The 24,207-nt window shown below is 42.0% G+C and carries 29 protein-coding genes and 1 pseudogene; 20 read left to right on the top strand and 10 right to left on the bottom strand.

Annotated elements, in window-relative coordinates; all coding sequences use genetic code 11:
• Positions 1 to 33: 33 nt before the first annotated feature.
• Genes thrB through thrS form a run of 3 tightly spaced genes read right to left on the bottom strand, consistent with a single transcriptional unit; the run spans position 34 to position 3,276 of the window.
• A complete protein-coding gene (thrB, locus tag AC2VE5_RS14645) occupies positions 34 to 945 on the bottom strand; it encodes a homoserine kinase (RefSeq protein ID WP_486888478.1) in 912 nt (303 codons plus the stop codon).
• 15 nt (positions 946 to 960) lie between these two features.
• On the bottom strand, positions 961 to 1,458 hold the full coding sequence (locus tag AC2VE5_RS14640; RefSeq protein WP_486888477.1) for a GNAT family N-acetyltransferase: 498 nt from the start codon (positions 1,456 to 1,458) through the stop codon (positions 961 to 963).
• Positions 1,459 to 3,276 carry a threonine--tRNA ligase gene (thrS, locus tag AC2VE5_RS14635; protein WP_486888476.1) on the bottom strand — a complete coding sequence of 606 codons (1,818 nt, stop codon included), beginning with the start codon at positions 3,274 to 3,276 and terminating at the stop codon, positions 1,459 to 1,461. It abuts the gene before it with no gap.
• A gap of 315 nt (positions 3,277 to 3,591) precedes the next feature.
• On the opposite strand from thrS, the gene AC2VE5_RS14630 reads away from it, so the two are divergent.
• The gene (locus AC2VE5_RS14630) at positions 3,592 to 3,933 is read left to right on the top strand and encodes a DUF2605 domain-containing protein (protein WP_486888475.1); all 342 of its coding nucleotides are present in this window, start codon (positions 3,592 to 3,594) and stop codon (positions 3,931 to 3,933) included.
• 95 nt (positions 3,934 to 4,028) lie between these two features.
• Positions 4,029 to 4,355 (top strand): DUF2973 domain-containing protein, encoded by a 327-nt coding sequence (locus AC2VE5_RS14625; RefSeq protein ID WP_486888474.1) that lies wholly within the window; start codon positions 4,029 to 4,031, stop codon positions 4,353 to 4,355.
• Between the two features lie 114 nt (positions 4,356 to 4,469).
• Here AC2VE5_RS14625 and AC2VE5_RS14620 read toward each other — a convergent pair whose 3' ends face one another.
• Positions 4,470 to 5,897, bottom strand: coding sequence for a bifunctional orotidine-5'-phosphate decarboxylase/orotate phosphoribosyltransferase (locus AC2VE5_RS14620; RefSeq protein WP_486888473.1), 1,428 nt, complete (start codon positions 5,895 to 5,897; stop codon positions 4,470 to 4,472).
• 186 nt (positions 5,898 to 6,083) lie between these two features.
• Complete coding sequence (locus AC2VE5_RS14615) at positions 6,084 to 6,434, bottom strand: hypothetical protein (RefSeq protein ID WP_486888472.1); 351 nt, start codon at positions 6,432 to 6,434, stop codon at positions 6,084 to 6,086.
• A 407-nt stretch (positions 6,435 to 6,841) separates the two neighbouring features.
• Between AC2VE5_RS14615 and psbO the strand changes: the two genes are divergently transcribed.
• The 4 genes from psbO (at position 6,842) to AC2VE5_RS14595 (ending at position 10,557) form a co-directional block, all read left to right on the top strand.
• A complete protein-coding gene (gene psbO / locus AC2VE5_RS14610; protein ID WP_486888471.1) occupies positions 6,842 to 7,678 on the top strand; it encodes a photosystem II manganese-stabilizing polypeptide in 837 nt (278 codons plus the stop codon).
• Positions 7,679 to 8,058: 380 nt separating this feature from the next.
• On the top strand, positions 8,059 to 8,844 hold the full coding sequence (locus AC2VE5_RS14605) for an RNA polymerase sigma factor SigF (RefSeq protein ID WP_486888470.1): 786 nt from the start codon (positions 8,059 to 8,061) through the stop codon (positions 8,842 to 8,844).
• A gap of 412 nt (positions 8,845 to 9,256) precedes the next feature.
• Positions 9,257 to 10,279 (top strand): hypothetical protein, encoded by a 1,023-nt coding sequence (locus AC2VE5_RS14600; RefSeq protein ID WP_486888469.1) that lies wholly within the window; start codon positions 9,257 to 9,259, stop codon positions 10,277 to 10,279.
• Positions 10,280 to 10,281: 2 nt separating this feature from the next.
• Entirely contained in the window at positions 10,282 to 10,557 is a 276-nt protein-coding gene (locus tag AC2VE5_RS14595; RefSeq protein ID WP_486888468.1) for a hypothetical protein, read from the top strand.
• 116 nt (positions 10,558 to 10,673) lie between these two features.
• Here the strand turns inward: AC2VE5_RS14595 and AC2VE5_RS14590 are convergent, their stop codons facing one another.
• Positions 10,674 to 12,245, bottom strand: a complete 1,572-nt coding sequence (locus AC2VE5_RS14590; RefSeq protein WP_486888467.1) for a YcjF family protein — start codon at positions 12,243 to 12,245, stop codon at positions 10,674 to 10,676.
• Between the two features lie 140 nt (positions 12,246 to 12,385).
• On the opposite strand from AC2VE5_RS14590, the gene AC2VE5_RS14585 reads away from it, so the two are divergent.
• The gene (locus AC2VE5_RS14585; RefSeq protein WP_486888466.1) at positions 12,386 to 12,910 is read left to right on the top strand and encodes a DUF937 domain-containing protein; all 525 of its coding nucleotides are present in this window, start codon (positions 12,386 to 12,388) and stop codon (positions 12,908 to 12,910) included.
• Between the two features lie 57 nt (positions 12,911 to 12,967).
• A complete protein-coding gene (gene fmt / locus AC2VE5_RS14580; protein ID WP_486888465.1) occupies positions 12,968 to 13,918 on the top strand; it encodes a methionyl-tRNA formyltransferase in 951 nt (316 codons plus the stop codon).
• Here the strand turns inward: fmt and AC2VE5_RS14575 are convergent.
• Positions 13,875 to 14,273 (bottom strand): DUF6464 family protein, encoded by a 399-nt coding sequence (locus AC2VE5_RS14575; protein ID WP_486888464.1) that lies wholly within the window; start codon positions 14,271 to 14,273, stop codon positions 13,875 to 13,877. The two genes, fmt and AC2VE5_RS14575, sit on opposite strands and share 44 nt — an antisense overlap.
• A gap of 138 nt (positions 14,274 to 14,411) precedes the next feature.
• Positions 14,412 to 14,888, bottom strand: a complete 477-nt coding sequence (locus AC2VE5_RS14570) for an Hsp20/alpha crystallin family protein (protein ID WP_486888463.1) — start codon at positions 14,886 to 14,888, stop codon at positions 14,412 to 14,414.
• Between the two features lie 384 nt (positions 14,889 to 15,272).
• Between AC2VE5_RS14570 and AC2VE5_RS14565 the strand changes: the two genes are divergently transcribed.
• The gene (locus AC2VE5_RS14565; protein ID WP_486888462.1) at positions 15,273 to 15,695 is read left to right on the top strand and encodes an FHA domain-containing protein; all 423 of its coding nucleotides are present in this window, start codon (positions 15,273 to 15,275) and stop codon (positions 15,693 to 15,695) included.
• Between the two features lie 23 nt (positions 15,696 to 15,718).
• Here AC2VE5_RS14565 and AC2VE5_RS14560 read toward each other — a convergent pair whose 3' ends face one another.
• Positions 15,719 to 16,069 (bottom strand): hypothetical protein, encoded by a 351-nt coding sequence (locus AC2VE5_RS14560; protein WP_486888461.1) that lies wholly within the window; start codon positions 16,067 to 16,069, stop codon positions 15,719 to 15,721.
• 131 nt (positions 16,070 to 16,200) lie between these two features.
• Between AC2VE5_RS14560 and tmk the strand changes: the two genes are divergently transcribed.
• The 3 genes from tmk to AC2VE5_RS14545 all read left to right on the top strand — a co-directional run bounded on the left by tmk (position 16,201) and on the right by AC2VE5_RS14545 (position 18,610).
• Positions 16,201 to 16,830: a dTMP kinase gene (tmk, locus tag AC2VE5_RS14555; protein WP_486888460.1), complete on the top strand. Its 630-nt coding sequence runs from the start codon at positions 16,201 to 16,203 to the stop codon at positions 16,828 to 16,830.
• 5 nt (positions 16,831 to 16,835) lie between these two features.
• On the top strand, positions 16,836 to 17,801 hold the full coding sequence (gene holB, locus AC2VE5_RS14550; protein WP_486888459.1) for a DNA polymerase III subunit delta': 966 nt from the start codon (positions 16,836 to 16,838) through the stop codon (positions 17,799 to 17,801).
• Between the two features lie 80 nt (positions 17,802 to 17,881).
• The gene (locus AC2VE5_RS14545) at positions 17,882 to 18,610 is read left to right on the top strand and encodes a hypothetical protein (RefSeq protein ID WP_486888458.1); all 729 of its coding nucleotides are present in this window, start codon (positions 17,882 to 17,884) and stop codon (positions 18,608 to 18,610) included.
• Between the two features lie 63 nt (positions 18,611 to 18,673).
• Here the strand turns inward: AC2VE5_RS14545 and AC2VE5_RS14540 are convergent, their stop codons facing one another.
• Positions 18,674 to 18,844, bottom strand: coding sequence for a hypothetical protein (locus AC2VE5_RS14540; RefSeq protein ID WP_486888457.1), 171 nt, complete (start codon positions 18,842 to 18,844; stop codon positions 18,674 to 18,676).
• Between the two features lie 59 nt (positions 18,845 to 18,903).
• On the opposite strand from AC2VE5_RS14540, the gene AC2VE5_RS14535 reads away from it, so the two are divergent.
• The 8 genes and pseudogenes from AC2VE5_RS14535 to AC2VE5_RS14500 all read left to right on the top strand — a co-directional run bounded on the left by AC2VE5_RS14535 (position 18,904) and on the right by AC2VE5_RS14500 (position 24,065).
• Positions 18,904 to 19,896 carry an ABC transporter ATP-binding protein gene (locus AC2VE5_RS14535; protein WP_486888456.1) on the top strand — a complete coding sequence of 331 codons (993 nt, stop codon included), beginning with the start codon at positions 18,904 to 18,906 and terminating at the stop codon, positions 19,894 to 19,896.
• A gap of 380 nt (positions 19,897 to 20,276) precedes the next feature.
• Positions 20,277 to 20,513, top strand: a complete 237-nt coding sequence (locus AC2VE5_RS14530; protein WP_486888455.1) for a hypothetical protein — start codon at positions 20,277 to 20,279, stop codon at positions 20,511 to 20,513.
• Between the two features lie 377 nt (positions 20,514 to 20,890).
• On the top strand, positions 20,891 to 21,412 hold the full coding sequence (locus tag AC2VE5_RS14525; protein WP_486888454.1) for a response regulator: 522 nt from the start codon (positions 20,891 to 20,893) through the stop codon (positions 21,410 to 21,412).
• Positions 21,412 to 21,777, top strand: a pseudogene (locus tag AC2VE5_RS14520) (response regulator transcription factor). The gene AC2VE5_RS14525 and the pseudogene AC2VE5_RS14520 overlap by 1 nt, the downstream one beginning before the upstream one ends.
• A gap of 8 nt (positions 21,778 to 21,785) precedes the next feature.
• Entirely contained in the window at positions 21,786 to 22,271 is a 486-nt protein-coding gene (locus AC2VE5_RS14515; RefSeq protein ID WP_486888453.1) for a chemotaxis protein CheW, read from the top strand.
• Positions 22,268 to 22,579 carry a hypothetical protein gene (locus AC2VE5_RS14510; RefSeq protein WP_486888452.1) on the top strand — a complete coding sequence of 104 codons (312 nt, stop codon included), beginning with the start codon at positions 22,268 to 22,270 and terminating at the stop codon, positions 22,577 to 22,579. Before AC2VE5_RS14515 ends, AC2VE5_RS14510 begins: the two co-directional genes overlap by 4 nt.
• A 250-nt stretch (positions 22,580 to 22,829) precedes the next feature.
• Positions 22,830 to 23,171 (top strand): hypothetical protein, encoded by a 342-nt coding sequence (locus tag AC2VE5_RS14505; RefSeq protein ID WP_486888451.1) that lies wholly within the window; start codon positions 22,830 to 22,832, stop codon positions 23,169 to 23,171.
• An 87-nt stretch (positions 23,172 to 23,258) separates the two neighbouring features.
• Positions 23,259 to 24,065, top strand: a complete 807-nt coding sequence (locus AC2VE5_RS14500; RefSeq protein ID WP_486888450.1) for a HAMP domain-containing protein — start codon at positions 23,259 to 23,261, stop codon at positions 24,063 to 24,065.
• Positions 24,066 to 24,207 lie beyond the last annotated feature (142 nt).

Below are 24,207 nucleotides of genomic sequence, written 5' to 3'. Positions count from 1 at the left end.
AGCAAATATTTAGCTGCTGCCATTGACTGAAAGTTAGACAATATCAGCCTTAGCACCTTGAGAATCAAGATCGAGCGATCGCACATCCACTATTACCCCCGCACCTTCCCAAGCTGATGCGATCGCACTTTCTACTTTAGCTGCCTGCATTTTGTCTACTAATACAAGTAGAGTTGGACCCGCGCCACTAATAACCAAGCCCAAAGCACCCGCCTCCATAGCAGCTTTTTGTACCGCCTCAAACCCATGAATTAGCGCTTGACGATAAGGCTGATGCAACCTGTCTTGCAGCGCCACCTTTAGCCAATCAGCCCGTCCGGTTTGCAAAGCGCGGATAAGTAAACCCAAATGCGCCGTATTAAAAATTGCGTCAGCGCGACTAACTTGATTCGGCAAAACCCGCCGCGCCTCGGCTGTCGAAAGCTCAAAATCTGGAATAGCAACTACAGGCACAATAGATTCATGCCAAGGTACATCGCAAATTGCCCAACTATCTCCACTCGCCGCCAACCGACAGCCACCAAGCAAAGCGGGAACTACATTATCTGGATGCCCTTCAAATGCGATCGCCAGATCCATAATTTCATCAGAACTCAAAGGCAAACCCGCTAAGTGATTCGCCCCCATCAAGCCCCCTACAATCGCCGTTGCCGAACTACCCAAACCCCGCGCCAGAGGCACATCTAGCCCAATCTCTATATGCACGGGGGGAGTCTTTTCGCCTCTATGTTCATAAAACTTGACAAAAGACTGATAGGCGAGATTGCTTTGGTCGGTACTTACTTTTTGCGCCTCTAAACCACTAACTGAGATACTAAAACCCGAATCGACGGGAGTAAATTTGAACTGGTTATACAGAGTTAAAGCAGCCCCAATACAATCAAAACCCGCCCCTAAATTTGCAGTAGTGGCGGGAACAGTAACATTAACAGCAGTTTTGGACATGAATAATTCCTACTTCTATACGCTCACCTTTGCCATCGTATAAGCATCGATGTACGCACCATCGCGAAAAGCATTTTTTCTCAAAGTTCCTTCTTTTTCAAAACCAAACTTCTCGTAAAGATGAATAGCACTAGGATTATCTATATTTACTTGCAACTCCAGCCGCTTCAGGTTCAACCAGTTTTCAGCCAAATCGATAATTGCTGCCATTAGCCGCGAACCAATACCCTGATTTTGGTAGTCGTCATGAACGAATATACCTATTTGTCCCACATGAGAACGGCGATCGCTAAAAGTCCGCAAACTAACAAAACCTACAACTTTCTGTTCGTTATCAATAACAGCCACTAGCTCGTGCATTCCTGGCGGGGCATTTGCCAATTTGTGCTTAATGCGATCGCGAGATTGGTAAGGCATTTGCAGCGTTCCCCAACGGCAATTAGCCGCAAGAAACAGTACGGCAACATCTTCCCAATCAGCCATTTCAAAAGCCCGAACTGTTATTTCGCTCATTTAGAAGTTACTATACTCGGCGATCGCATGGACGATTTTTTCCACTACCTCATCTATTGGTATGCTGCCCAATTCCCCAGAGGCGCGGGTGCGGATGCTGAGGCTATTAGCTTCCACTTCTTTTGCTCCCACTACAGCCATGACGGGGATTTTGTCTTTTTCGGCGTTGCGAATGAGTTTACCCAAACGTTCGTTACTGGTATCTGCTTCCACCCGGATACCGCGCGATCGCATTGTATTGGCTACTTCAAGGGTAAAGTCTCTCTGGGCATCGCTTACAGGTAGTAATCTTACTTGTACGGGCGCAAGCCATAACGGGAAGTCTCCGGCGTACTCCTCAATTAAGATCCCGATTAAGCGTTCCAATGAGCCAAAAGGAGCGCGGTGAATCATTACCGGACGTTTGCGAGTACCGTCTTCTCCCACATACTCCAAATCGAAGCGTTCTGGTAAGTTGTAGTCTACTTGTACCGTCCCTAACTGCCACTCTCTTTCTAGAGCATCGCTGAAAATAAAGTCAAGTTTGGGACCATAAAATGCAGCTTCTCCTATACCTTCAAAGTGAGCCATTCCTAGCTTTTCTACAGCACGGCGAATTGCTCCTTGAGCTTTTTCCCAAGCTTCATCCGAACCAATGTACTTATCAGAAGCGGGATCTCTAAAACTCAGCCGTGCTTTGAAGTTCTTGAGTTGTAAGCTTTTAAACACCGACAAAATTAAATCGACGACATTGAGAAATTCATCATCTAATTGTTCTGGCGTGACAAATAGGTGGGAGTCATCCACAGTAAAGCCGCGTACTCTAGTTAAGCCGCCAAGTTCGCCCGATTGTTCGTAACGGTACACTGTGCCAAATTCAGCTAAACGCATTGGTAGTTCGCGGTAGGAACGCAATTCGCTTTTGTAAATTTGGATATGAAAAGGGCAATTCATTGGTTTGAGGACAAAACCTTGTTCGGCGGCGGCGGCTTGCTCATCCTCCGCCATTAGCGGAAACATATCTTCTTGATATTTCTGCCAGTGTCCAGAAGTTTTAAATAAATCTACTCTAGCGATGTGCGGTGTTACGACTGGTTGATAGCCGCGTTTTAGCTGCTCTTGCTGCAAGAAGCCTTCTAAAGTGCTTCTTAGTACAGTTCCTTTGGGTGTCCACAAAGGCAAACCTGGACCTACTTCATCAGAGAAGATAAATAAGCCTAGTTCTTTACCTAGTTTTCGATGATCGCGCTTTAGTGCTTCTTCTTTGCGCCGTTTATATTCTGCTAGTTGTTCTGGAGTTTCCCAAGCTGTCCCATAGATGCGCTGCAATTGAGCTTTGGTTTCATCTCCGCGCCAGTATGCCCCTGCGACGCTTTCAAGTTCGATCGCTTTTGGGTGCAAATCGCTAGTATTTTCTACGTGCGGACCCGCGCACAAGTCCCACCATTCTTTACCTAAGTGGTAAATTGTAATCGGCTCAGTAATGCCCTCTAATATCTCTAATTTGTAAGGCTCGTTAAGCTCTTTGATGCGGCTAGTTGCTTCTTCCCGGTTTACTTCTTCGCGCATTACAGGCAACTTGCGATTAATAATTTTCACCATCTCTTTTTGGATGGCTTTAAGATCTTTTTCAGTAAATGGTTCTGGGTTGTCAAAGTCGTAGTAAAACCCATTTTCAATCGAAGGTCCGATAGTCACTTGTGCCTTGGGAAATAGCTTTTGTACCGCCATCGCCATCACATGAGAAGCGGTATGGCGAATTTTTTGCAATTGTGGAGATTCGCTACTACGAGGCAAATACATTTTTTCTGGTTGTTCGGGAGATAGGGAGACTGACATCGGCGGATTTATTTTGGTTGGCTAGGACTTCAGCAAGTTTATTTTAAAGTGCGATCGCCTATTTATCGTTTTGGTTTAAGTACATTTGCCTAAACCTTCAGACCGATTTATTAGTTTTCACTCTCTTTATTTTATCTATCTAGCTCCTATCCATCTGCCCAAGTATTGTAACTAAAGTCTCAAAATGCTTACCTTGGCGCAACTTCACGCAAATTCAGCCCAGAACGCTGTTTTTTATTAAAGTTGATTGCTTATTATTAAGAAACTTAAATTAAGTTAATATAGAGGAGGAAAATACTCATCTATTTTTTATTCATGCTGAACTCAAACTTGCCGGAGCCAGAATTGCTCAAAACAGTGTTAAAGCCACTTTTGCAAGATTTTCAGTATTGGTTTGGGCGCAGTCTGTCATTGTTGGAAACTGAGAGAAGTGATTTTTTGACTTCCCAGGAGCAGTCAGATTTGCTAGCGCGTGTCAAACAGGCAAAGCAAGAAGTAAGTGTCGCGCAAATTATGTTTGAAGCTACTGGAGAACAAGTTGGGATTGAAATGTCCGCGCTCATGCCCTGGCATCAACTGGTTACAGAATGCTGGAAAGTAGCGATGCGCTTGCGTTTGCAAAGTTCTGACTTGAAAGAAAGCGAGAAACCTAAATAAAATCTAAAGACACTTGATAATTTATTATTGAGTGTTAGATCAGTTAATACACCTTTTGAACGACTTTTTAAACGACTGCCTTAGAGGACAACGCAATGTTACACCTACTTTACATTTTGGCTTTTACAACTCTTGCCTTGATTGCCGTGAGCAATTTGATCCGCAACTTGATCGTGTTTAGCGTTGAAGGTGATGGTGTTTACTCTAAAGGGCAGTCATCCTACGATCGCGGTAAGTATGGTTCGGGTTCAAGAATGGCACGTTCAGTTCCCCATCCAGAATTTTTAGATAACGCGGGCAAAATAATTAGAGATCCGCTTTTAGTTATGCGCTCCATTGACGTTCAAGATGCCCGCGCTCATTTAGATGCACTTTACGAAGCATCTCCTGGTTATAGCGGTGAAGTCGATAAAGAAAATTAACTAACATTTATTTTTAAGCTTTATAAAATACCTACCTTGCCATAAATGACAAAGTAGGTATTTTACGTGTGGTAGAGCTATTTTTTGAGCAAAATAATCATTTAATTCCAGCAATTAATCTTCTCTAAAAACTTTAAATTGTTCGTCATCAATGCGCCCAGCTTCATACAGGGTTTTGGTAATTTCTGAAATAGTTAAAACAGAATGAGCGCAATAGCCACTAGCTTTCAATCTATCTTTAACGCCTTGCTCGTGATCCATAAACACGACAATATCGTTAACTTTTAATCCCGCAGATTCTAGTTTTTGAGCGCCTTCAATTGCGCTTTTACCGCTAATCAAAATATCATCAACGACAACAACAGTTTCGCCGGGACAAAAATTTCCTTCAATAACTTTTCGAGTTCCGTGAGCTTTGACTTCTTTGCGGGGAAAAATCATCGGGTAACTTAGACGCATCGACAAACCTGTAGCTGTAGGCAGCGAACCATAGGGAATTCCAGCAATGCGGTCAAATTGCAAAGTTTTTAATATATCTGCATAAGCTGTCAAAATTAACGAGAAAACTTGCGGATTGGAAATGATTTTTCGTAAATCCACGTAGTAAGGAAAAGTTGCTCCAGAAGCTTGGACAAAATCACCAAACATAATGCAACCAAGATCGTAAAGTTGCAAAATTAAATCTAGATAACGGTGTTGATTTAATAGACAAACATCAGGCAACCAAATAGAACAACTAGAAGCATCAGAAATAACTTGTTCTCTAATTTGGTTAATTCCCAAGCGTAATGAATCAATCGCCCCAGGCTGCCTACTTGCCAACATATCTTGGGGAACGGGAATTAGTAAACCATCCCCATTACTATTTAAACCCGCCGTTAAAATATTGTTTAAATTACCGCCATCTGCCCAAATGCTCCGCGCTAGTATAACTCGTTCTGGCGCGATCGCTCGCACTCTAGCTAAAACCTCTGGTGATGTTGTCCCGACTTCCAAGCCAACTTGTTCTAAAGTCCCCCAAGTTTGGGCGGCTTTAACCACCTGCAAGTACAAGGGAGCATCGTTATTGGGATACTGCTGCAAAGTAGTTGCACCCAGATTAGAAGTACAAGCTAAGACAAATACCGCCTTACCTGGATAGACTAAAAACGGTGCGACATGATCTTGCCCTACATAAGGACTAACAGTAATAGCATCTACTCCCCATTGCGTAAATATAGTCCGCGCAAAAACGCTACTGGTATTTATATCGCTATGTTTAGCATCTAAAATCACTGGAATATGACTGGGGATGGCTTTCAACGTTTGTTCTAGCAATTCCATCCCGCGCCCGCCCAAAGCCTCGTAGAAGCCCAAGGTAGGCTTGTAAGCACAAACCAAATCGGCAGTTTGAGCGATAATCAATTGCAGCCAATCGGACAAATTGGCAATAACATCTTGCTCACCGCTCTCAGGCATCATTTCTACGTTAGGATCGAGTCCCACAAATAGCAAACTTTGATTTAGCGCGATCGCGGCATTTAACTTATCAAAAAAGTTCATTGGGTAATTGGCGATAAGGAAAGCTGTGAAAATAACCGAAATAGAAGTTTTTAGCCCGATGCTAAGACAGGTACAAACTGCAATTTGACTTTACAAAGAATTAACAACTGCCAATTAGGAGTTTCGCGATCGCCAAAAAATTAGTTTTCCCGGTTGCTAATCGGCAATCTAACTAGAAGCAATAAATTAATCAGACATCGATTGTAAATTGTCAGAAGTTTCGGATAGGTTTGCAGATCCACTTATTTCAAGCTCATTCTCAATAAACCAATTGTCTATTAAAGATTGCAATTTCATCCTTTCAATGTATGGCCAGCCTCCATTAGATTCAATATCCTTGAGCAAATCGTGAAATCCGTGGCGGCTATCAGGTAGAGACTCTTGAAAAACTCCTTCTCGAATCTCTCTATGTAGTGCTTCCAGGAATCGCAGCAACGCTAATAGTGCTAAACTATCACCTCGACAGCTTTGGGCTAAAGCTTGGATATCTGTACTAATAGCTTCTAGTTTTGCCCCAATATCCGTACTTTTATCCATTAAAATTCCTCGCTTACTCCTCCATCAAATATTCCTGCATCCAATAAAATTTATGGCTTTGCGTCTCAAAGCCATAGATTATCTAAATGCTCCCCAAAGTAAACGTAACATCCCCGTGTAAAATTCTGTATTGAGGTCCTAAGTGAACCATGCTGCAAACCGTCACCTTTGGGGTAAGTTAACGCAGTTCAAGAGCTTCTTGAAAAAATGGTTGCAGGGGATGTAGTTTAAACCACTGCCTAGTTGCTTAAAGTGCGATTACGGCTAAGGGTAGCTATATCCTAAAGAGCGTCCTGCTACGACTGTAGAAAACGCACCTTCGTAACGAGGCATCCGATATTAGCCCAATTTCAATAGTATTATTAGGGCTATCGGTTAAAAATGGAGTTTAAACATTGAGGTTAACCATGAGGTATCGCGCTTTAATTATTTCCCTCTTAGCAGTATTTTTAGGATTAATCACTGCTTGTAGTGATGCTACGATGGCATCGGAAAGTCGAGATGTACTCACCTACGACCAAATTAGAGGTACAGGTCTTGCCAACAAATGCCCACAAATGGCAGAGACTACTCGCGGATCGATTCCCCTCGATCCAAATCAGTCTTATAAACTTACTGAACTTTGCTTAGAACCTACTACTTTCTTTATTAAAGAAGAACCTGTCAACAAACGTCAAAAAGCCGAGTTTATTGGCGGAAAACTTTTGACCCGCTATACCTCGACCATTGACCAAGTACAGGGCAAACTAAAATTAAATGAAGATCGCAGTTTGACTTTTGTGGAAGAAGATGGTCTTGACTTCCAGGCTATCACTGTTCAATTGCCTGGTGGCGAACGAGTACCGTTTTTGTTCACCATTAAAGGATTGGTTGCTCAGTCTCAGCCTGGTTTGACTAGCATCAACACCTCAACGGATTTTGAAGGCAAATTTAAAGTTCCTTCCTACCGGGGTTCGGCGTTTCTCGATCCCAAGGGTCGTGGTGTAACTGCCGGGTACGATAATGCGGTAGCTTTACCTTCTAGTGCCGATGACGAAGAACTTACCCGCGCCAATATGAAGCAGGCTGAAGTAGGGGAAGGTAAAATTTCTTTACAAATTGCTAAAGTAGACAGCAATACTGGAGAAATCGCTGGTACTTTCGAGAGCGAACAGCCTTCTGATACCGATTTAGGAGCCGCCGAAGCTAAGGAAGTTAAAATTCGCGGCTTATTTTTCGCTCGGATTGATTCTTCCGCAACCTAAAGTAGCGATGGCGCAAAGCGATCGCACTTAAACATCGAACAACTTAATTTTGCAGCTAAAAGGGCATTTAGCCCTTTTTTTGTGGATAAATTCTTTATTATTCAGGGCAAATCATGCGATCGCGTAGTTTAACTTAGTAATTTCCTCGTATATTCAGGCGATCGCAACTAAAATTCAGTGGAATTTCGGTAGCAAAACTAGCAACAAAATTAATATTCTTAGGATTGAAACTGTTGAAGACCCAATCTAGATAGCTCCCCTAACTGTGACTGCTACTAAACCCTCCTCAACTCCTTCTTACTTCACTTTTTTATAGATAATTTCGTAGTTTGCCCAGTTTAGTATTATTAATCTCAAAATTGACGTAGTAGAGAAAAAATATGGTGTTAGCATATACCGGAACCAATAGTGAAGTTAAGCAAGAGAGCGCGACTCTGCTACGAGAATATCAGCAGTCACAATCCGCTAGTATCCGTAACGAAATTGTTACGCTCAACTATGGATTGGTAAGAAAAGAAGCATACTACTGGACTAATCAATGTACAGAAAGCTATGACGATTTGCTTCAAGTGGGCTGTTTAGGTTTGATTCGCGCTATTGAAAAATTTGAACTATCTAAAGGAATTGCGTTTAGTTCCTTTGCTATTCCCTACATTCGCGGTGAAATCCAACACTATCTCCGCGACAAAGGAGTCATGGTTAGAATTCCTCGACGCTGGTTAGCCTTGCAACAACAAGCCGTAGGAATTACCCGCCAACTACAACAAAAGCACAACCGCCAGCCTACAGATATTGAAGTTGCTACTGCTTTAGATATCACTATTGGTGAATGGCAAGAAGTCAAGCTTGCTTGGACTAACCGCTCTCCTTTGAGCTTAGACACCCCAGCCCAAGACGGAGATGAAGATTCCGCTTTGTTGGGTGATACAGTTCCTGACTCGCAATACAGCAGTTTTCAACTAGCGCAAGAAGATCAAATTCGCCTGCAAGAAGCTTTAGTTCAATTAGAACAAAAAACTCATGAAATCTTGAAGTTTGTGTTTTTATATGATTTAACTCAAAAAGAAGTAGCAGAACATTTAGGTATTAGTGTTATCACCGTATCTCGTCGAGTCAAGCAAGGATTAGCCTGTTTGAAAAAGTTAATGCTTGTCTCGGAAGACTAATTACTGGGAGTTGCTACCAAGCGGTAGTCATATAGCAGTAAGCTTGACATTTTTAATTTACTTGCTAATATCCAAATAAATTAATTTCAAAACTAGCAAAACTAGCTTTGAAGATGTTTGAAATACCCAGACAAGTAAGTAATTTCACAATTGCTCAGTAGTTTTACGGAGCAATCTTTCTCTACTCATAACTTAGTTAAAAACTATTTAAAACTAGCAAAACCTACCTTACTAATTAAAGTTTAGACGGTTGCAATTAAGTTATACGATCTAGGGAAAAAATCAAGTTTTAGTTTACAATAATCGTGCTAGATGTATATAGTCATGTTACTTAGAGAAAAACGGTAAAGCACCGACTCTAAAAAAAGACAATTATTTATCTTGTCATTATTAAAACTATATTAGTGAAATTATGCGCCGAATCTCAACAACAGCATTTTTGGGAATGCTCGCTTTAACGATAACTGGGTGTCCATCGTCAACTACTCAGCAAAGTACCAATCCCGCACCACCGCCATCTACGCCACCTGTAGTAGTGTCGCCATCAAGCGCAGCCAAACCGCCTTTGGTGGCACAAAACCCCAATAATCCAGCATTTTTAGCGCCAGGATTAATTCAACCAACTAATGCAAACCAGCGTACCAAACAAGTAGCAAAAGGTAATCGAGATCCTTTTACAGCATTGTTTGTACCTGTACCTGTACCCCCAACAAGCGCGGGCAATACTCCAAATAATAATGCTCCTACCCAAGCTCCACAAGTAGTTAGTTCGCCTACAGTTTCCTCTAGGCAAACTACTAAGACTCAAACTTCCTCTAGCAAAGTAAATACTAGACAGTCAAGACCTAGTTCTGTAGTTATTAACAATTCACGGACGACCACAAATCAGGGAAGTTCAAGCAATAGAACACCTACTTCAACTCAAAATATTCCATTACCGCCTAATACGGCGCTACCAGATAATAATTTACAACCCGCCTTGCCACCAGCAATGCCAGAAACAGATTTGGCGAACAATGTCATCGTTATGGGTGTAGTTCAAATCGGCGAACAAACTCAAGCAATTGTCCAAGTACCTAGCGAAGCAACAAGCCGCTACGTCCAAGTGGGGCAAAGGCTATCAAACGGGCAAGTGTTAGTCAAAAGAATTGAATTAAATGCAGGCGCAGAGCCACTGGTAATTTTAGAGCAATACGGCGTTGAAGTTTCTAAAGCTGTAGGCGAACCAACCCCAAGCCAAACCCCATCACCAACGGCGGCGGTTCCTTATCCACCATCGCCAAATATCAGCACGCCAACGGCAGCAATACCTTCCCCACCACCGCCAAATATCAGTACGTCAACGTCAACCCAGAATATCAATACCCTAAAGACAAATATTTCGTTTCCAGAACTGCCACCTACGGTTCCTGTAGCTCCGGTAGCAGCTAACTAAAAATGGATAAAAGCAGTCAAAATAACCAAGCAAATTTAACAGTTCGATTTCCCAACTTACCTTTGGCAATGTATAGGGAAGTTGCCGCTCATCTATGTCAAGTAGAAGGAGTAGAAACCAATTTGTTACCTGCATCTGGAACAGAGTTTAATTACGATGATAGCCAGGTTGAAAGCTTACAAATTCAACTACCTACCGCTAAGAAGCAAAGCCAAGAACAAGTAGAAACAATTTTAGCTTACTATCAAAATATTTTTGGAATAGCACAAAGGTGTTAGCGCTATAGAAACTCCATTTCCAAAAATAAATATTAGCTAAAACAGAGGATAAAGAGTTAATTTAACTACTTTAGCTTTCATGTTCATAAAATATTAGAGTTCGCTATCTTGGGAATCTACTTCAACTTTTGACTATCTGTTAGAGGTTTGATTACTCTAGAAATCGCTTGCTGGATAAATTCTTGCATAAATTCATCACGGCGATTAAGCTCGAACTGCCTTTGAACTACTTCAGTAATGCCACCATCTCCCCAGTCTTGGTCGTGACGAAAATACTCAATAAAACTTCTGCCCGCAATTCGGGTTAAGTAAGCCGCCGTTACCCCTTGAATTGCTTTACCGACAACAATTGTGGCGAAATTAAATTGTAAGACTGTGGATAATAGTTGAATTGCGCCTTTGACAATACCCAAACTTGCCAAAGTTTTAGCTAAAGACATCGCTAATTCTCGTCCTCGCTCTAAATTTAACTCGCAGCCGTAGATTTTACCGATTTCTACAACCATTTGGGCATTTACCGCCGCCGTTGCCAATAAATCGACGACTGGTAAAGGAGTGACGGAAACTACTCCCGCCCCAATCCAAGCAAAACGATCTACGACTTTTTCTGCTTGACGGCGACGTTGGGAATCAATAAGTTTGCGCGCTTCATCTCCTAGACGTTGGGATTGCAGCAAAATGTTATCTGCAACTAAATCTTCGCCCTCCGCTCTTAGTACCGCCGCCATGCGCCGGAGTAAGGGGAGAATCTCCGGTTCGGGATGAAAAATTTCGCCATTTTCTAGGGTAACGCTTTGCGGGTTGGCAGAAATAGCCACAATGTCTGTTGGTTTAATAAAACCGCGCACTCGTTCGCGCAGACGCGCAATAATTGTTTCGGTATCGCTTTCCGTATAGAGATCGATTTTATTGAGGACAATTAGCGATCGCTTACCAATTTCAGCTAAGGTCTGTAATGGCTGGTATTCTGAGTTTCGCAGGTCATTATCAACCACAAATAATAGTAAATCTGACCCCGTTGCTAATTGACGCGCTAATTTTTCGCGCTCGGTTCCTGCTACTCCCGCTTCTAAAATGCCTGGGGTATCGGTAATCAATATTTCCCGACTCATCCCTTTTAATCTGAGGCTGTAAGTTTCTCCTACTTCTGTCGTTCCCATCGGCGCGTCAACTTTACCTATAATGCGCCCGATTAAGGCATTTACCAAGGAAGTTTTACCCGCCGAACCCGTCCCAAATACTACTACTTGCAATTCACCGCGAGATAGCGTTGCTTCAATTTCTTGGGAACGACTTAATAAAGCTCGTTTGGCGACTTCATCTTGAATTTGGGCTACTTGTTGCCTAATGGCGCGGAGAGTTTCTTCTGCCGCTTCGGTTTTGACGATGGGAACCTGCGGAAAGTTTGGGGAAGCAGGTTGTTCCCTCCCCAAAGCTTTCCAAGATAGCGGTTGACGACGCTGTGACGACTTCTTTCCACCTTTTCTAAATAGCAAAACATAATAGACAAATACGCCAATTATTGCTGCAAGCAAGGCAATCAGCAATAGCAGCAATACATTGGCTAAAAAAGGCTGAGTAAAAGCAGTGTAGCTATAGAGCCAGTACAAAGAATTAACTAGCCACAGCATTAACCCTAGAATCAGGGTTAAACCAATAATCAGCGTCAATAGGCGCGATAGGGGCATAGTTTAGTTATGGCAAGGCAGCAATAATTATGATTCTAGTCTTTCTAAGAGCAGACAGTAATCAAACTTGACTATTAGCTAGAGGTAAAAAGTCTCAATCATGTAAGATAGGGCGATCGCAATATTACGAGGTAAAACCTATGGGACTATTCGACCAAATTATCAACGCTATAGATAGCAGCGATCGCCAAGGTGATGCTAGTCAAATAAATAGCAATCTCAGCACTATGCAACAACTAAGTAATGGTTTTGGAGCCGATCCTAGCGCCACTCAATCGGCTTTATCGATTGTTGGCAACTACGTGCGCGGTGCTTTGCAGCAAAAGCGATCGCAAGGTGGAGCGGGGGAAGCCCAAAATATTGTTAACCAATACAGTGGTACGGAGCCTAATTCTCAAGCAGTTAATTCGTTATTTTCTGGCAGCCAAATAGAACAAATTGTGGCAGAAGTAGCCAGCAAAACAGGTCTAAATATGGGCATAGTTCAACAAATGCTACCCATGCTCATACCTGTAGTATTGAATATGTTGCGATCGGGTACTCCTACTCAAAATCCCCAAGGCGGCACAAATCCAGTATTAAATGCTTTTTTGGATGCCGATCGCGATCGCGATGGCGATATTGCTGATGCGATGCAGTTGGCTAGTCGCCACTTTGGCAGGTAAAGAAAAGCAAGGTACGGGTAAAATGCCTGTACCACGGTACAATCGCCTTTATTAATCATGAAAGTCGTCTTTTTTGGCACTCCCAACTTTGCCATCCCCACCCTAGAGCGTCTGTTGGAAAATTCAAAGTTTGAGGTTTTGGCGGTTGTTACTCAGCCAGACAAACGCCGGGGACGCGGCAATCAAACTACGGCTTCACCTGTTAAAAGTGCAGCATTAGCGAGACAGATTCCTGTTTTTTCACCCCAGCGCATCAAAAAAGATGCGGAAGCTCTTAGTCAACTTAGAGCTTTAGATGCCGATGTGTTTGTAGTTATTGCCTACGGACAAATTCTGTCTCAGGAAATTCTCGATATGCCGCGTTTGGGATGTATCAACGTTCATGGTTCTATTTTGCCCAAGTATCGCGGTGCAGCACCGATTGGGTGGTGTCTTTATCATGGAGAAACTCAAACAGGCATCACCATAATGTTGATGGATGCAGGCATGGATACGGGAGCAATGTTGCTTAAGGCTACAATCCCGATTGAACTATCAGATAATGCTCAAACTTTGGCTGACAAGTTAGCTGACTTGGGGGCAGATTTATTAGTGGAGACTCTTGTTAAATGGGAGCGTCAGGAAATTACTCCTATTCCTCAAGACGATGCTCAGGCAACTTATGCGCCGCTAATTCAAAAGTCTGACTATGTTCTAGATTGGCACAAAAGCGCGATCGCCTTGCATAACCAAATCAGAGGCTTTTTTCCCAACTGTACGACTACTTTTCGCGGTCAGTTACTCAAAATTTTGGCTACTGCTCCCTTAGATACTGATGCCATAGAAATAGCCCATCCCACCCCTCCGGGTACAGTTGTCGGTATTGTCAAAGGCATGGGCGCAGCAATCGGGACGGGTGCAGGAATATTGTTATTAAAGGAAGTCCAGTTAGCAGGCAAAAAGCCCCAGTCTGGCACGGATTTTGTTAATGGGAATCGTTTGACGGTGGGGGAAGTATTGCCGCCCTAACAGATTCATCTTGTTCGTAAAAACGACAGCCGTTACAAAGTCCTTCGGGATTAACCGCACAACGGATAATTTCTGAATGAGCATTGAAGCGACAACTCGCATCGCCAATTACCCAGCGACCCTCTACAAGGCTATTCTCAGTGGGTCTTTGCGCCAATTGAACAAATAGCGCAATCTTGTGCAATTTATAGCGCCCTGCCCTCAAATGGTAGCGGTGACGGCGTTCTAAAACAGCATAGGTTTTATCTCCAACATCAACATAATTACCTGGTTGGGGTGTCCAATCTAGTTGAACATTTCCCAGACATTGACGGGGGTGCGTCAATATAATTTCTGTTGGCAAATTTTGCTCCATAACTTAGTTAATGCTGGGTACGTTTGGCAGAGAAAAGTAATTGCTTTTTTCAACCGTTTTTAAGTTTATCGTCTGGTTAAAGCATAGCGCCCCATAGCGCGTAACTATGGGGCGAAGCAAATTAGCCAACTTTAATTTTTATGCAGTTGCGTCTGATTGCATTTCGTTAGCGGTGTTTGGCGATGTTGTCGCTTCTGCTAGGTTGACCTTAACTACCTTACGACGTTCGTCAACTAATTTTGGTAAAGTCAAAGTCAAGATACCATCTTTAAACTCAGCAGTTACGCGATCATTTTGCACTGCTACAGGTAAAGCAACTACACGCTGAAATTTGCCGTAACGAAACTCAGAGCGCAGGTAGTTTTGCTGTGGGCGATGTTCGCCCTTAATTACTACAGCTTCTCTTGTTACCTGGATATCTAAGTCTTTTGCCTCAATTCCTGGTAGGAGACTCCGCAAAATTATACTTTCTTCTGTATCTTGGAGTTCAATAGCTGGCTGCCAATAAGAAGCTTGAACTTCGGTGTTAATACTACGCATTTCTCCAAAAAGCCGATCCATTTGTCGGCGGAGAGTTTCTCTTTCTGAGATGGGTTGCCAACGAATTAGGGTCATAGAAGCTTGAACTGATTAATTTGCTTTACTTCTCTATAATGCTTGACCTGTAAGGACTTGAAGGTGAGGTAAACCGGATTTGTGCAGGTGTATTTCCCAGACTTAGATAGAAAAAATAGCAGCTTGCAAAAAGTTGAGATTGTTAACCAAAAAAACGCCCTTGACTTGCTTAACTATAAGCACCCAAGCGTTTTATAGTGGGAGGTATCTCTTACTTGATTCCTAGCCCAAGTTTCGATCGAAGCTGTTCTCTAAATTTTTTGCTCAATTGAGGTTAAACTAAGTCAAGATAAAATTTGAGACTGTAGTTTAACTACTAAAACCGCTACGCGGCGGAAAAGTACCAGTCCTTAATCCCTAAACTATTTTCTTACCCTTTCTTCAATGGCTTCCCAAAACAACCAGAGGCATTTACTAATTATTGAAGACGATCAGGGACGTAAGCAATTTTTACTTGATGGTTCTGTTTATTCTATTGGTAGAGATACCCGTTGTGATATTCGGTTATTTTCACAGTTTGTTTCCCGTCGTCATGCCACGTTAGTCCAGCTACCTAAAGAAGACGGTAGTTGTTACTATCGCATCGTTGACGGTGATTCTAAAGGCAAACCTAGTGCCAATGGAATGCTAATTAACGGGCGAAAAATATTGGCACACGACTTGAAAAATCAAGATGAGATTATTTTCGGTCCTCAAGTCCGGGCAATATATTATCTACTTAGCCGGGATACTATGCCATCGTTACCAACCGACGAGTTTGATGTTACGTTGATTGGACCTAATATGATGCCAGATTTTGATGAGTAGACTATAGCTTAGAAGTTGCTGGCTCAAATAGCCATACTTTCTATGCTCTGCCAGTTTTGATTGAGAGAGATTGCGCTATTGACGCGCTCAAATACCTGATAGCAGTGATTGGCAACTTGCAAAGGTAATTCCTCGTTTTTCACAACTAAGCTCACCCGCGTTTTTGATTCGGTAGCGGTGGTACTATCAATCAGTACTTCTACGGACACGAGCTTGGCTAAAGATACTTTGCCAGGAATCTCCCGTGCCATGATATATTCACTCTGATCGTAGATAATATCTAAGCTACAACTAAGCAGGATCTCCTTAATTGATTGCCGTAAATTACGATTATTTCCAGATGCCACAATGAAAGAACAAGTGTAACGAGCCATATATTTTATACATTGTAATAATCCGATCAATTCCATACTATCGAATTTACCCATCTGCAAAGACGAATTAACGGGTTGCAGCACGTGGGATACCTTGATGAAGATAAAAATTTAATCAAAATGTCTAAGTCATGACTGGCAAATTAATCGTATTTGAAGGAGTAGAAGGTTGTGGCAAAACTACCCAGTTGCATAAGTCGCAATTGTGGTTGCAAGATACTTTTCCTACAAAAAAAATAGTTACAACCCGCGAACCAGGAGATACAGAATTAGGGTTGGGTTTGCGTCAGTTGTTGCTTTCTTTAAAAAACCAACAGCCAATTTTTCCAGCCGCCGAATTATTATTGTACGCTGCCGATCGCGCCCAGCACGTCCAAGAAGTGCTAATTGCCCACCTAGAGCGCGAAGCAATAGTTTTATGCGATCGCTATACCGATTCAACTATTGCGTATCAAGGTTACGGTAGGGGTTTGCCGCGCTCGATCATCGACCAACTCAACTTTTTTGCTACCAATGGGTTAGAAAGCGACCTGACTATCTGGCTAGATATTGATGTGGAGTTAAGTTTGCCTAGGACGCGACTGCGAGGCGTAGCTGACCGAATTGAGCAAGCAGATTTAGCCTTTCATAGGCGAGTACAGGAGGGCTACAATCAGTTGGCGCAAGCTTTCCCCCATCGAATTAAGCGCGTAGATGCGAATTTGGACGAGCAAGCCGTACAAGCGCAAATTAGAGCAGTTTTACAGCAACACCTTATCTAAGCGCGATGAATTTTTTTGCCCCCTTAATCGGACAACCCCAAGCTGTTGAATTACTTAATCAAGCTGTTAGCCAAAATCGGATTGCTCCTGCTTATTTATTTACTGGCATAGATGGAATCGGGCGGAGTTTGGCAGCGCGGTGTTTTATTGAACAAATATTTTGCCAGCACCTCACAGCCTTAGATCGCGCCGCAATCCAAAATCGCTTGCGCCAAGGTACTCACCCCGACGTACTTTGGGTAGAACCAACCTATGTTTACCAAGGGCAACGTTACAGTGCTGCTGAAGCCGCCGAAAAAAAGCTCAAACGCAAAGCACCGCCAATTATTCGTACCGAGCAAATTCGCGAAATTGCTCAATTTCTCAGCCGCCGCAGTGCGAAGTCTCCTCGTTCTGTGGTAGTTATCGAAAAAGCTGAAGCTATGGCAGAATCTGCCGCTAATGCTTTACTCAAAACCCTCGAAGAACCAGGACAAGCGACCATAATTTTAATTGCTCCCAGCGCCGAATCATTATTGCCTACTTTAGGATCGCGCTGTCAAAAAATCCCTTTCTATCGCCTTAGTCCTGAAGCATTATCCCAAGTTCTAAACCAAACTGGTCACGAATCAATATTGCAGCAAAATCCTGCAATATTAGCAACTTGTCAAGGTAGCCCTGGAAATGCAATTTCTGCGGTAAAAATCTGTCAAGAAATTCCCAGCGAATTGTTACAAAACTTGGGTCAACTGCCTAAATCATCTCTGCGCAACGCCTTAGAACTCGCTCGTCAAGTCGGCAAATTAGAGCTAGAAGAACAGCTATGGCTCTTAGATTATCTCCAACAAGAGTATTGGCAGCAATATTTATCTGGCAAAACTTCTGCTCCTCCTCTGGCTCAACTAGAAACAGCCCGCAAGTATTTGCTTAATTTTGTCCAACCGCGTTTAGTCTGGGAAGTAACACTGATGGAGTTTTCAGCCACTATTTAACAATTGGGCAAAAACAAATTTGTCAATTTTTGCCAAAACAGTTAGCAAAAGTTGCCAATATAGGCAAAAATTAAATTGATTTGCCAGCAAGTCAATTTGCAAACACAGGCATGACTGAACAAGCAATAGATAACAACAATAATAGTGGATTTCTCTTAGTCCTCTTGCCGATCGCAATTTTAATTATTTTCCTGTTTGCCACTTGGCCAATTATCCTATTTCTACTTTTGCTTAGTGTAGGGTTAAATATTTGGCAGCAATACCAATGGCAAAAATGGAGCAAACAAGTTGACCCGCTTTTTTACAATCTGATTCAACTCAATCAAGGGGCAATTACTCCCCTCGATTTGGCTATGAAAGCTAACTTTAGTGGGGCAACAGCTAAACGCTATCTAGATACAAAAGCTCATCAATTCGGCGCTCAATGCCGCAATTACGATCGCCAAGATGCCGTGTATTACTTTATTACTGCAAGTATTCTCGGCAATATTTTAGATGAAAGCGAACCTGTACCTCAGTTAGAAGAAGTAAAAGAAACGGCAAATACTCCCAAAACCTCTCCAGAATTGGTAGTTACTCCCTCATTACCTGCTAATGAAGTTGAAGAACATTCTCAAGCGCAAGACCAATCAACTATCGGTTTGATTCAATCGGAACTTGCTAAACGGCTTGATGTCCATTCCAGCACAATCTACAAGCGTAGAGACGATCCAGATTTTTCTGCATGGACGCAAACCCGCGATCCTGAAGGGATTTCATGGACTTATTCGCCAGATACGAGGCTATTTTCGCCCCTAGTAACAACATAGATTGAGTTTTGCTAATGGCAAAGGGGCGACCAGTAGGTTGCCTCTTTTTTAAGATTAATACAACTACAACCAAAAATACTTAGCCGCTAGTGTGATGCTCTGGATCGTCATCGTTTGGGGGGCTGGCAGCATTTCACCGCGAAAGTCCAGAAATTGGACAATTACTAAGTAGACAATTCCCAACAGCAGCGCGATCGCACCTGTAACTACGGCAACAATTTTTGAACGATCCATTTATTTCCTTGCTATTCGAGCCTATATTAGATATTTTACGAGACATTTTTACAAGTTAAATGAAGTCAATTACCGACTCAGCCGAGCTACCCAATCTACAAGAACGCCCGACGGTAGTCCAAACGTTCGATCTTAGTAAAGTCTATCGCACTGGTTTTTGGCTAAATCAAAAAATTGCTTCCCTTCAACGCTGCTCTCTTAGTGTCTTTTCAGGGGAGACTTTTGGGCTATTAGGTCCAAATGGAGCCGGAAAAACTACTTTATTAAAGCTACTTTTGGGCATTATCCGCCCAACTTCGGGAGGCGGGCTGCTGTTGAATCATCCTTTGGGAAGTCGCACTGTTAAGCAGCGCTTGGGCTATTTGCCAGAAAATGCCTATTTCTACGACTATTTGACTGGCTGGGAATGCTTGCAAATGACGGCGGGACTTTTTCAAATTCCGGCAGAAGTTCAGCGATTGCGTATTCCTCAACTCCTAGAATTAGTCGGATTACCCCAAACCGCCGCCCGTAAAAAACAGATGCGTCAATACTCTAAAGGTATGCTTCAGCGTGTGGGGATGGCGCAAGCTTTGATTAATGACCCAGAATTAGTATTTTTGGACGAGCCAATGTCAGGACTTGACCCGCTCGGACGCTACCAAATGCGGAATATTATTTTGTCTCTTAAGCAGCAAGGCAAAACAATTTTTTTCAACAGCCATATTTTATCGGAAGTAGAACAAATTTGCGATCGCGTTGCTATCCTTGCTCAAGGAAAATTGATTTGTAGTGGCTCTATCGACGAGCTTTTAGGTACAGCCAATGTCTACCATATCAAAGCTCAAGGTGGTAATTTGGATTTACTTAGTAAATGGGTATTTGATTTTACTAAAGAACGAGATAACTACTGGCACGGTCAAATTCTCACCAAAAATATTGATGAATTTTTAGCGAATTTATCCGCCCTTGACCTCCGTATTATTACCTTACATTTGTCTCGTCCTTCCTTAGAGGAGTTCTTTTTACAACAACTCAAAGTGCCAGAAATGAGCGATCGCTCTGCTTTTTAGGCTCTTACCAAAGATTACAAAATATTTATATAAAAATAAATCTACTTAGATTTCTAATGGCTTTGCAACTATAAATAACTAAAATCTATAATCACCAAGCTATTTTTTAAGCGATCTCCCTGATTATCTAGCTTAACTTATCAATAATTTGCCGAAAACTTCCTATAGTAATTTCCCTGATACTAGGCGCTCGTCAATCAAGTTATCAGTATAATCTCGGTTACAAAGTTATTGCAGGTAGCGGTACTTTTAGAAGTAACTCAGTTTGTTTAAAGTTGGCATAGTAATTCTAAAGTCATTGCCTTACTACAAAGCTTGAGTTGTCTATTCTTACTTAAGATAAGTCTAGTTTTATGTATCCTGCTATAGGAGTTTTCCCAATGGCTGAAACCGTTGAACCGCAACCTAAGTCAACTAGATCTGCCTCTAAAAATATCTCAGTAGCCAGAGCTTTGCAAGACATCAGTAAAAAAAAGCTTTCCGGGCAGCTAACAATCCACGATCCTAATTCTAATTCTTTGTTTTGGCAAATTTATGTAGGTAGCGGACAAATTCACTTTGCTAATAGCGCTGTAGGACAACAAGAACGCCTTGCGTATCTTTTGCACCCCGACTAGAATCTGTTGAAATAAGTAACTTTACCTCAGATTATCAATATCTGTGTCATTGTTGGCAATCGGGTCAGCTATCGTTACAGCAAGTTCGTCAGCTACTTTTTTTATTATCTCAAGAGGCTATTTTACAATCACTTATTTTACCTGATGTTCAATTAGGATTTGATAAAAGAATTGGCTTAGATCCGTTATTACTATCTGTTTCCATCCACCAGATTGCTGCATCCTTACAAAATCCACTTAATCAATGGAAACAAATTCAAACAGAAATTAAATCTCCTTACCATCGACCTTATATAAAAGATATTCAAAAGTTCCCCCAAGCTGTTTCTCAACTTAAAACTGGTAACCCCCAGCAAATCGATTTATTAACTAACATTTTGAGCAAAAATCTTTGCTTCTACGAAGTAGCGCATCAGTTGAAAATGGATGTTTTAAAACTAGCTAGCTTCGTGCATCCATTAATTCACACAGATATTATGGGCGTTCACCCTTACCGTAGCGCTCAAAATGACCAACGGCTCGTAGTTGCTTGTATTGATGACAGTAAAACTGTTCAGCGTAATGTAAAACTAATCCTTGAATCGTCTGGCTATCGGGTTTTAGAACTAATGGAACCCGCAGGAGTGCTAACAATGCTAGTGCGCGATAAGCCTAACTTGGTACTAATGGATATTTCGATGCCAGAAATAGATGGATATGAACTTTGTCGAATGTTGCGCTTATCAACTGCGTTAAAAGAAGTTCCTATTGTCATGCTGACGGGGAGAGATGGGCTAGTAGATAGAATTCGCGCGCGGATGGTAGGGGCAACAAACTACATTAACAAGCCATTTCAGCCAGAGCAATTACTAAATACTGTCAACGAATTAATCAAGTCATCACAAATGCAAATAAATTAATGAAAACCTTATTAGTAGTAGAAGATTCGCGCGCCGAACAACGTTTGATTGTTTTGTTGCTGCAACAATCTGGATTAAAAGTTGCTTTAGCAGACTCTGCCGAATCTGCTCTTGTTTGGCTGGCAGAAAATGGTCAGCCTGACTTAATTGTTTTAGATATTGTTATGCCTGGAATTAGTGGTTTATATCTTTGCTGACAAATTAGAAACAACCCCCAGTTTAAAGATATACCAATTGTATTTTGTTCGTCGAAAGACCAAGAATTCGATCAGTTTTGGGCATTGCGTCAGGGAGGGAATGACTACATCACCAAACCTTTTGCTCCTAATAATTTAGTGCAAACCGTTTGCAAGCATCTTAATTAACTATCGTTATGATCGAGGATTATTTTTACGGACAATTGCGCCAATCGAAAAATATTTTATTTCTTCTACAAAGTACCGAAGAAGTCATATCTTTGACCTACGGAGAAATTTGCCCAGTCCCAGGAGTTTCTTTTGCTTTAATTGGTGTAGTAAATCAGCGTGGTAAATTGCTATGGGTTTTGGATTTGAGCGATTTATTTCAGATAGCTCCAGAGCCAAAAACTAGGCGATCGCAAGATACTTTAACTCTTTTAGTATTAAGTAATAGAAATTCTGAGCAGCAAGTAGGCTGTGTAGTCTCGGTTTTAAAAGGAATAATCTCTTTAGATTTAGCACTTCAGTCTTTAAGCTTTAATGCTAACTCAACAAATCAATGCTTAGAAGCAACCAGCGTAGCTTTTGAAGGAAATAACTATGATGTTATTGACGGTCAAGGAGTTCTTAATAGTATTCATAACCTAACTTATCCTAGCAACTTGGTACTTAACCCATGACAACTACAAACAACAATATTTATAATACAACTTCTCAAGATCTCGAATCGCTAATTGAATCTCCCAAAGTAGAAGTTGAGCAAGATCCTAGCGATTTAGTAAGTAAAATTAGTTTAGCCACAGTTTTAGAGCAATCTGATAAAATCAGCCAAGCAAAAGCAGTTTATCAAGAAGTAATTGCTGCCGATCTTACAGGTTCTATGGAAGCGATCGCTCTTAAAGCCTTAGAAGGTATTAGATATCCCCCAAAGCGGTTTTTTAGAAACACCAGCAGAGGCTGCGGACAAGTTACAGCTACTCCCAGATAATAAGACCTAAGAACAGGTACAGCCAAAAGTATCGCCACGCAAGAAAAAATCGCCCCTACAGTGGTTCTACAACTTACCAATTAGCCGCAAACAACTTATTGCCTTACTAGCCTCAGAAGTATTCTCTGTAATTGCCATAGGCGCGGGAGCAAGACATATTATCGATACAGGTCTAAGAAACCAGCTACTCAACCAAGCAACATCAGAAGTAGCAGCTACCGAGATTAACTACAATATCAAAATCAACCAGATGGGGTTTGGTTTTCGCGGTCAATCAGATAACCCAGCGATAGTTAATGCCGCAAAAGCTGCGGCGGCAGGCAAACCTATATCTAATGAGTTGCAAACTCAGGTTAATAAAATCCTCAAAAACGAAGTTAAAGCTAGAAAAATTGAGTATGCAACTTTAGTAGGCAGGGATCTACGCATCCTTAGTGGAGCTAATGCTAATCGTCAAGGAGAAGTTTTTAACCCTAATAATTTGGTTAAAGAAGTTTTAAACGATCCAAGACAAATTAAAGCTAGTGCGGTGGTCAAATGGAGCGACTTGCAAAAAGAAGCGCCGCCGCTACCCGCAGGTATAATGCTTTGATTCGCTATACAGTGACCGCAGTAAAAGATCCTGCAACTGGGCAGGTAACTGGTGCTTTGGTTTCGGGAGATATAGCTAACGGCAAACTTGCCAATCGTCAAAGAAACACTCAAAGCCTTTGGCGGCGGCTACAGTGCTGTGTATATGCACAAACCGACCACAAAAGAGTTTGCTCTAGCAACGGCTTTAAACCAAGGACAAACAAGTAATTTAGCAAAAGCCGTGCCGAATGTTGCTTTGCAAGATGTATCTTTAATGGCAGCCGCCTTGAAGGCAGATGGCAAATCCGTGACAAAACGCTTAGAAGTTGACGGTCAAACCTACACTGTAGCAGCCAAAACTTTACCAAATCTGACTAGAGAAGAAGCAAGCGGTTCTGTTGCTTTACCTAATAGTGATGAAGCGGTAGCAATTTTGGTGCGAGGAACAAGTGAAAACGCCCTCAACGAACTCCTTAACCAAAGCTTATTGCAAGAATTAACCGTACTAATTTTGGCAATAATTGTGATTACAGCTTGGGCAATAATTTTGAGACGAGCTATTCCTAAGCCCATTGAAAGACTGCGGCATACGGCTCAAGAATTTTCTAGTGGCGATCGCACCGCCAGAGCAGAAATTTTTGCCACCGATGAAGTCGGGCAGTTAGCCATGACATTCAACCAGATGGCAGATAGTGTGAATGCTTCAGCTACCGCTTTGGAAGAACAATCGCGGTTGCGTCAAGCGGAGGCAGATTTCCAACGCCAAGAAAAAGAACGGCTCCAGCAGGGGGTAATTGCCTTTTTACTAGAAATTGAAGATGCCCAGCAGAGTAATCTAACAGTCAACGCTAAAGTAGATGAAGGAGCAATTGGTTCGATTGCTGACGCAGGGCAACCGCATAAAAATCATTGAGTTAAAAGTTTGATGATACTAAGTTGTGGTCAGAGGTAGTAGAGTATTAAATAGAGAGAACTTTGGCAAAGATAAATGTACAGGAGTCAAGTAACGCAAGCCTGTCCTCATCTAGACCTAGAGACAGTCAAGCAGAAAGTAA

It is taken from the genome of Aliterella sp. E5.1 (assembly GCF_057473825.1).
This window is presented reverse-complemented; position numbering and strand designations above follow the sequence as displayed.

Coding starts and splice junctions, on each gene's coding strand:
- AC2VE5_RS14595 (WP_486888468.1), top strand. CDS start 10,282: ATGGATAAAAGCAGTCAAAATAACCAAGCAAATTTAACAGTTCGATTT.
- thrB (WP_486888478.1), bottom strand. CDS start 945: ATGTCCAAAACTGCTGTTAATGTTACTGTTCCCGCCACTACTGCAAAT.
- AC2VE5_RS14510 (WP_486888452.1), top strand. CDS start 22,268: ATGACAACTACAAACAACAATATTTATAATACAACTTCTCAAGATCTC.
- AC2VE5_RS14575 (WP_486888464.1), bottom strand. CDS start 14,273: ATGGAGCAAAATTTGCCAACAGAAATTATATTGACGCACCCCCGTCAA.
- AC2VE5_RS14540 (WP_486888457.1), bottom strand. CDS start 18,844: ATGGATCGTTCAAAAATTGTTGCCGTAGTTACAGGTGCGATCGCGCTG.
- fmt (WP_486888465.1), top strand. CDS start 12,968: ATGAAAGTCGTCTTTTTTGGCACTCCCAACTTTGCCATCCCCACCCTA.
- AC2VE5_RS14505 (WP_486888451.1), top strand. CDS start 22,830: ATGGGGTTTGGTTTTCGCGGTCAATCAGATAACCCAGCGATAGTTAAT.
- AC2VE5_RS14565 (WP_486888462.1), top strand. CDS start 15,273: ATGGCTTCCCAAAACAACCAGAGGCATTTACTAATTATTGAAGACGAT.
- AC2VE5_RS14625 (WP_486888474.1), top strand. CDS start 4,029: ATGTTACACCTACTTTACATTTTGGCTTTTACAACTCTTGCCTTGATT.
- AC2VE5_RS14530 (WP_486888455.1), top strand. CDS start 20,277: ATGGCTGAAACCGTTGAACCGCAACCTAAGTCAACTAGATCTGCCTCT.
- AC2VE5_RS14585 (WP_486888466.1), top strand. CDS start 12,386: ATGGGACTATTCGACCAAATTATCAACGCTATAGATAGCAGCGATCGC.
- AC2VE5_RS14630 (WP_486888475.1), top strand. CDS start 3,592: ATGCTGAACTCAAACTTGCCGGAGCCAGAATTGCTCAAAACAGTGTTA.
- holB (WP_486888459.1), top strand. CDS start 16,836: ATGAATTTTTTTGCCCCCTTAATCGGACAACCCCAAGCTGTTGAATTA.
- psbO (WP_486888471.1), top strand. CDS start 6,842: ATGAGGTATCGCGCTTTAATTATTTCCCTCTTAGCAGTATTTTTAGGA.
- AC2VE5_RS14605 (WP_486888470.1), top strand. CDS start 8,059: ATGGTGTTAGCATATACCGGAACCAATAGTGAAGTTAAGCAAGAGAGC.
- AC2VE5_RS14600 (WP_486888469.1), top strand. CDS start 9,257: ATGCGCCGAATCTCAACAACAGCATTTTTGGGAATGCTCGCTTTAACG.
- AC2VE5_RS14560 (WP_486888461.1), bottom strand. CDS start 16,069: ATGGCTCGTTACACTTGTTCTTTCATTGTGGCATCTGGAAATAATCGT.
- thrS (WP_486888476.1), bottom strand. CDS start 3,276: ATGTCAGTCTCCCTATCTCCCGAACAACCAGAAAAAATGTATTTGCCT.
- tmk (WP_486888460.1), top strand. CDS start 16,201: ATGACTGGCAAATTAATCGTATTTGAAGGAGTAGAAGGTTGTGGCAAA.
- AC2VE5_RS14640 (WP_486888477.1), bottom strand. CDS start 1,458: ATGAGCGAAATAACAGTTCGGGCTTTTGAAATGGCTGATTGGGAAGAT.
- AC2VE5_RS14515 (WP_486888453.1), top strand. CDS start 21,786: ATGATCGAGGATTATTTTTACGGACAATTGCGCCAATCGAAAAATATT.
- AC2VE5_RS14570 (WP_486888463.1), bottom strand. CDS start 14,888: ATGACCCTAATTCGTTGGCAACCCATCTCAGAAAGAGAAACTCTCCGC.
- AC2VE5_RS14620 (WP_486888473.1), bottom strand. CDS start 5,897: ATGAACTTTTTTGATAAGTTAAATGCCGCGATCGCGCTAAATCAAAGT.
- AC2VE5_RS14535 (WP_486888456.1), top strand. CDS start 18,904: ATGAAGTCAATTACCGACTCAGCCGAGCTACCCAATCTACAAGAACGC.
- AC2VE5_RS14615 (WP_486888472.1), bottom strand. CDS start 6,434: ATGGATAAAAGTACGGATATTGGGGCAAAACTAGAAGCTATTAGTACA.
- AC2VE5_RS14590 (WP_486888467.1), bottom strand. CDS start 12,245: ATGCCCCTATCGCGCCTATTGACGCTGATTATTGGTTTAACCCTGATT.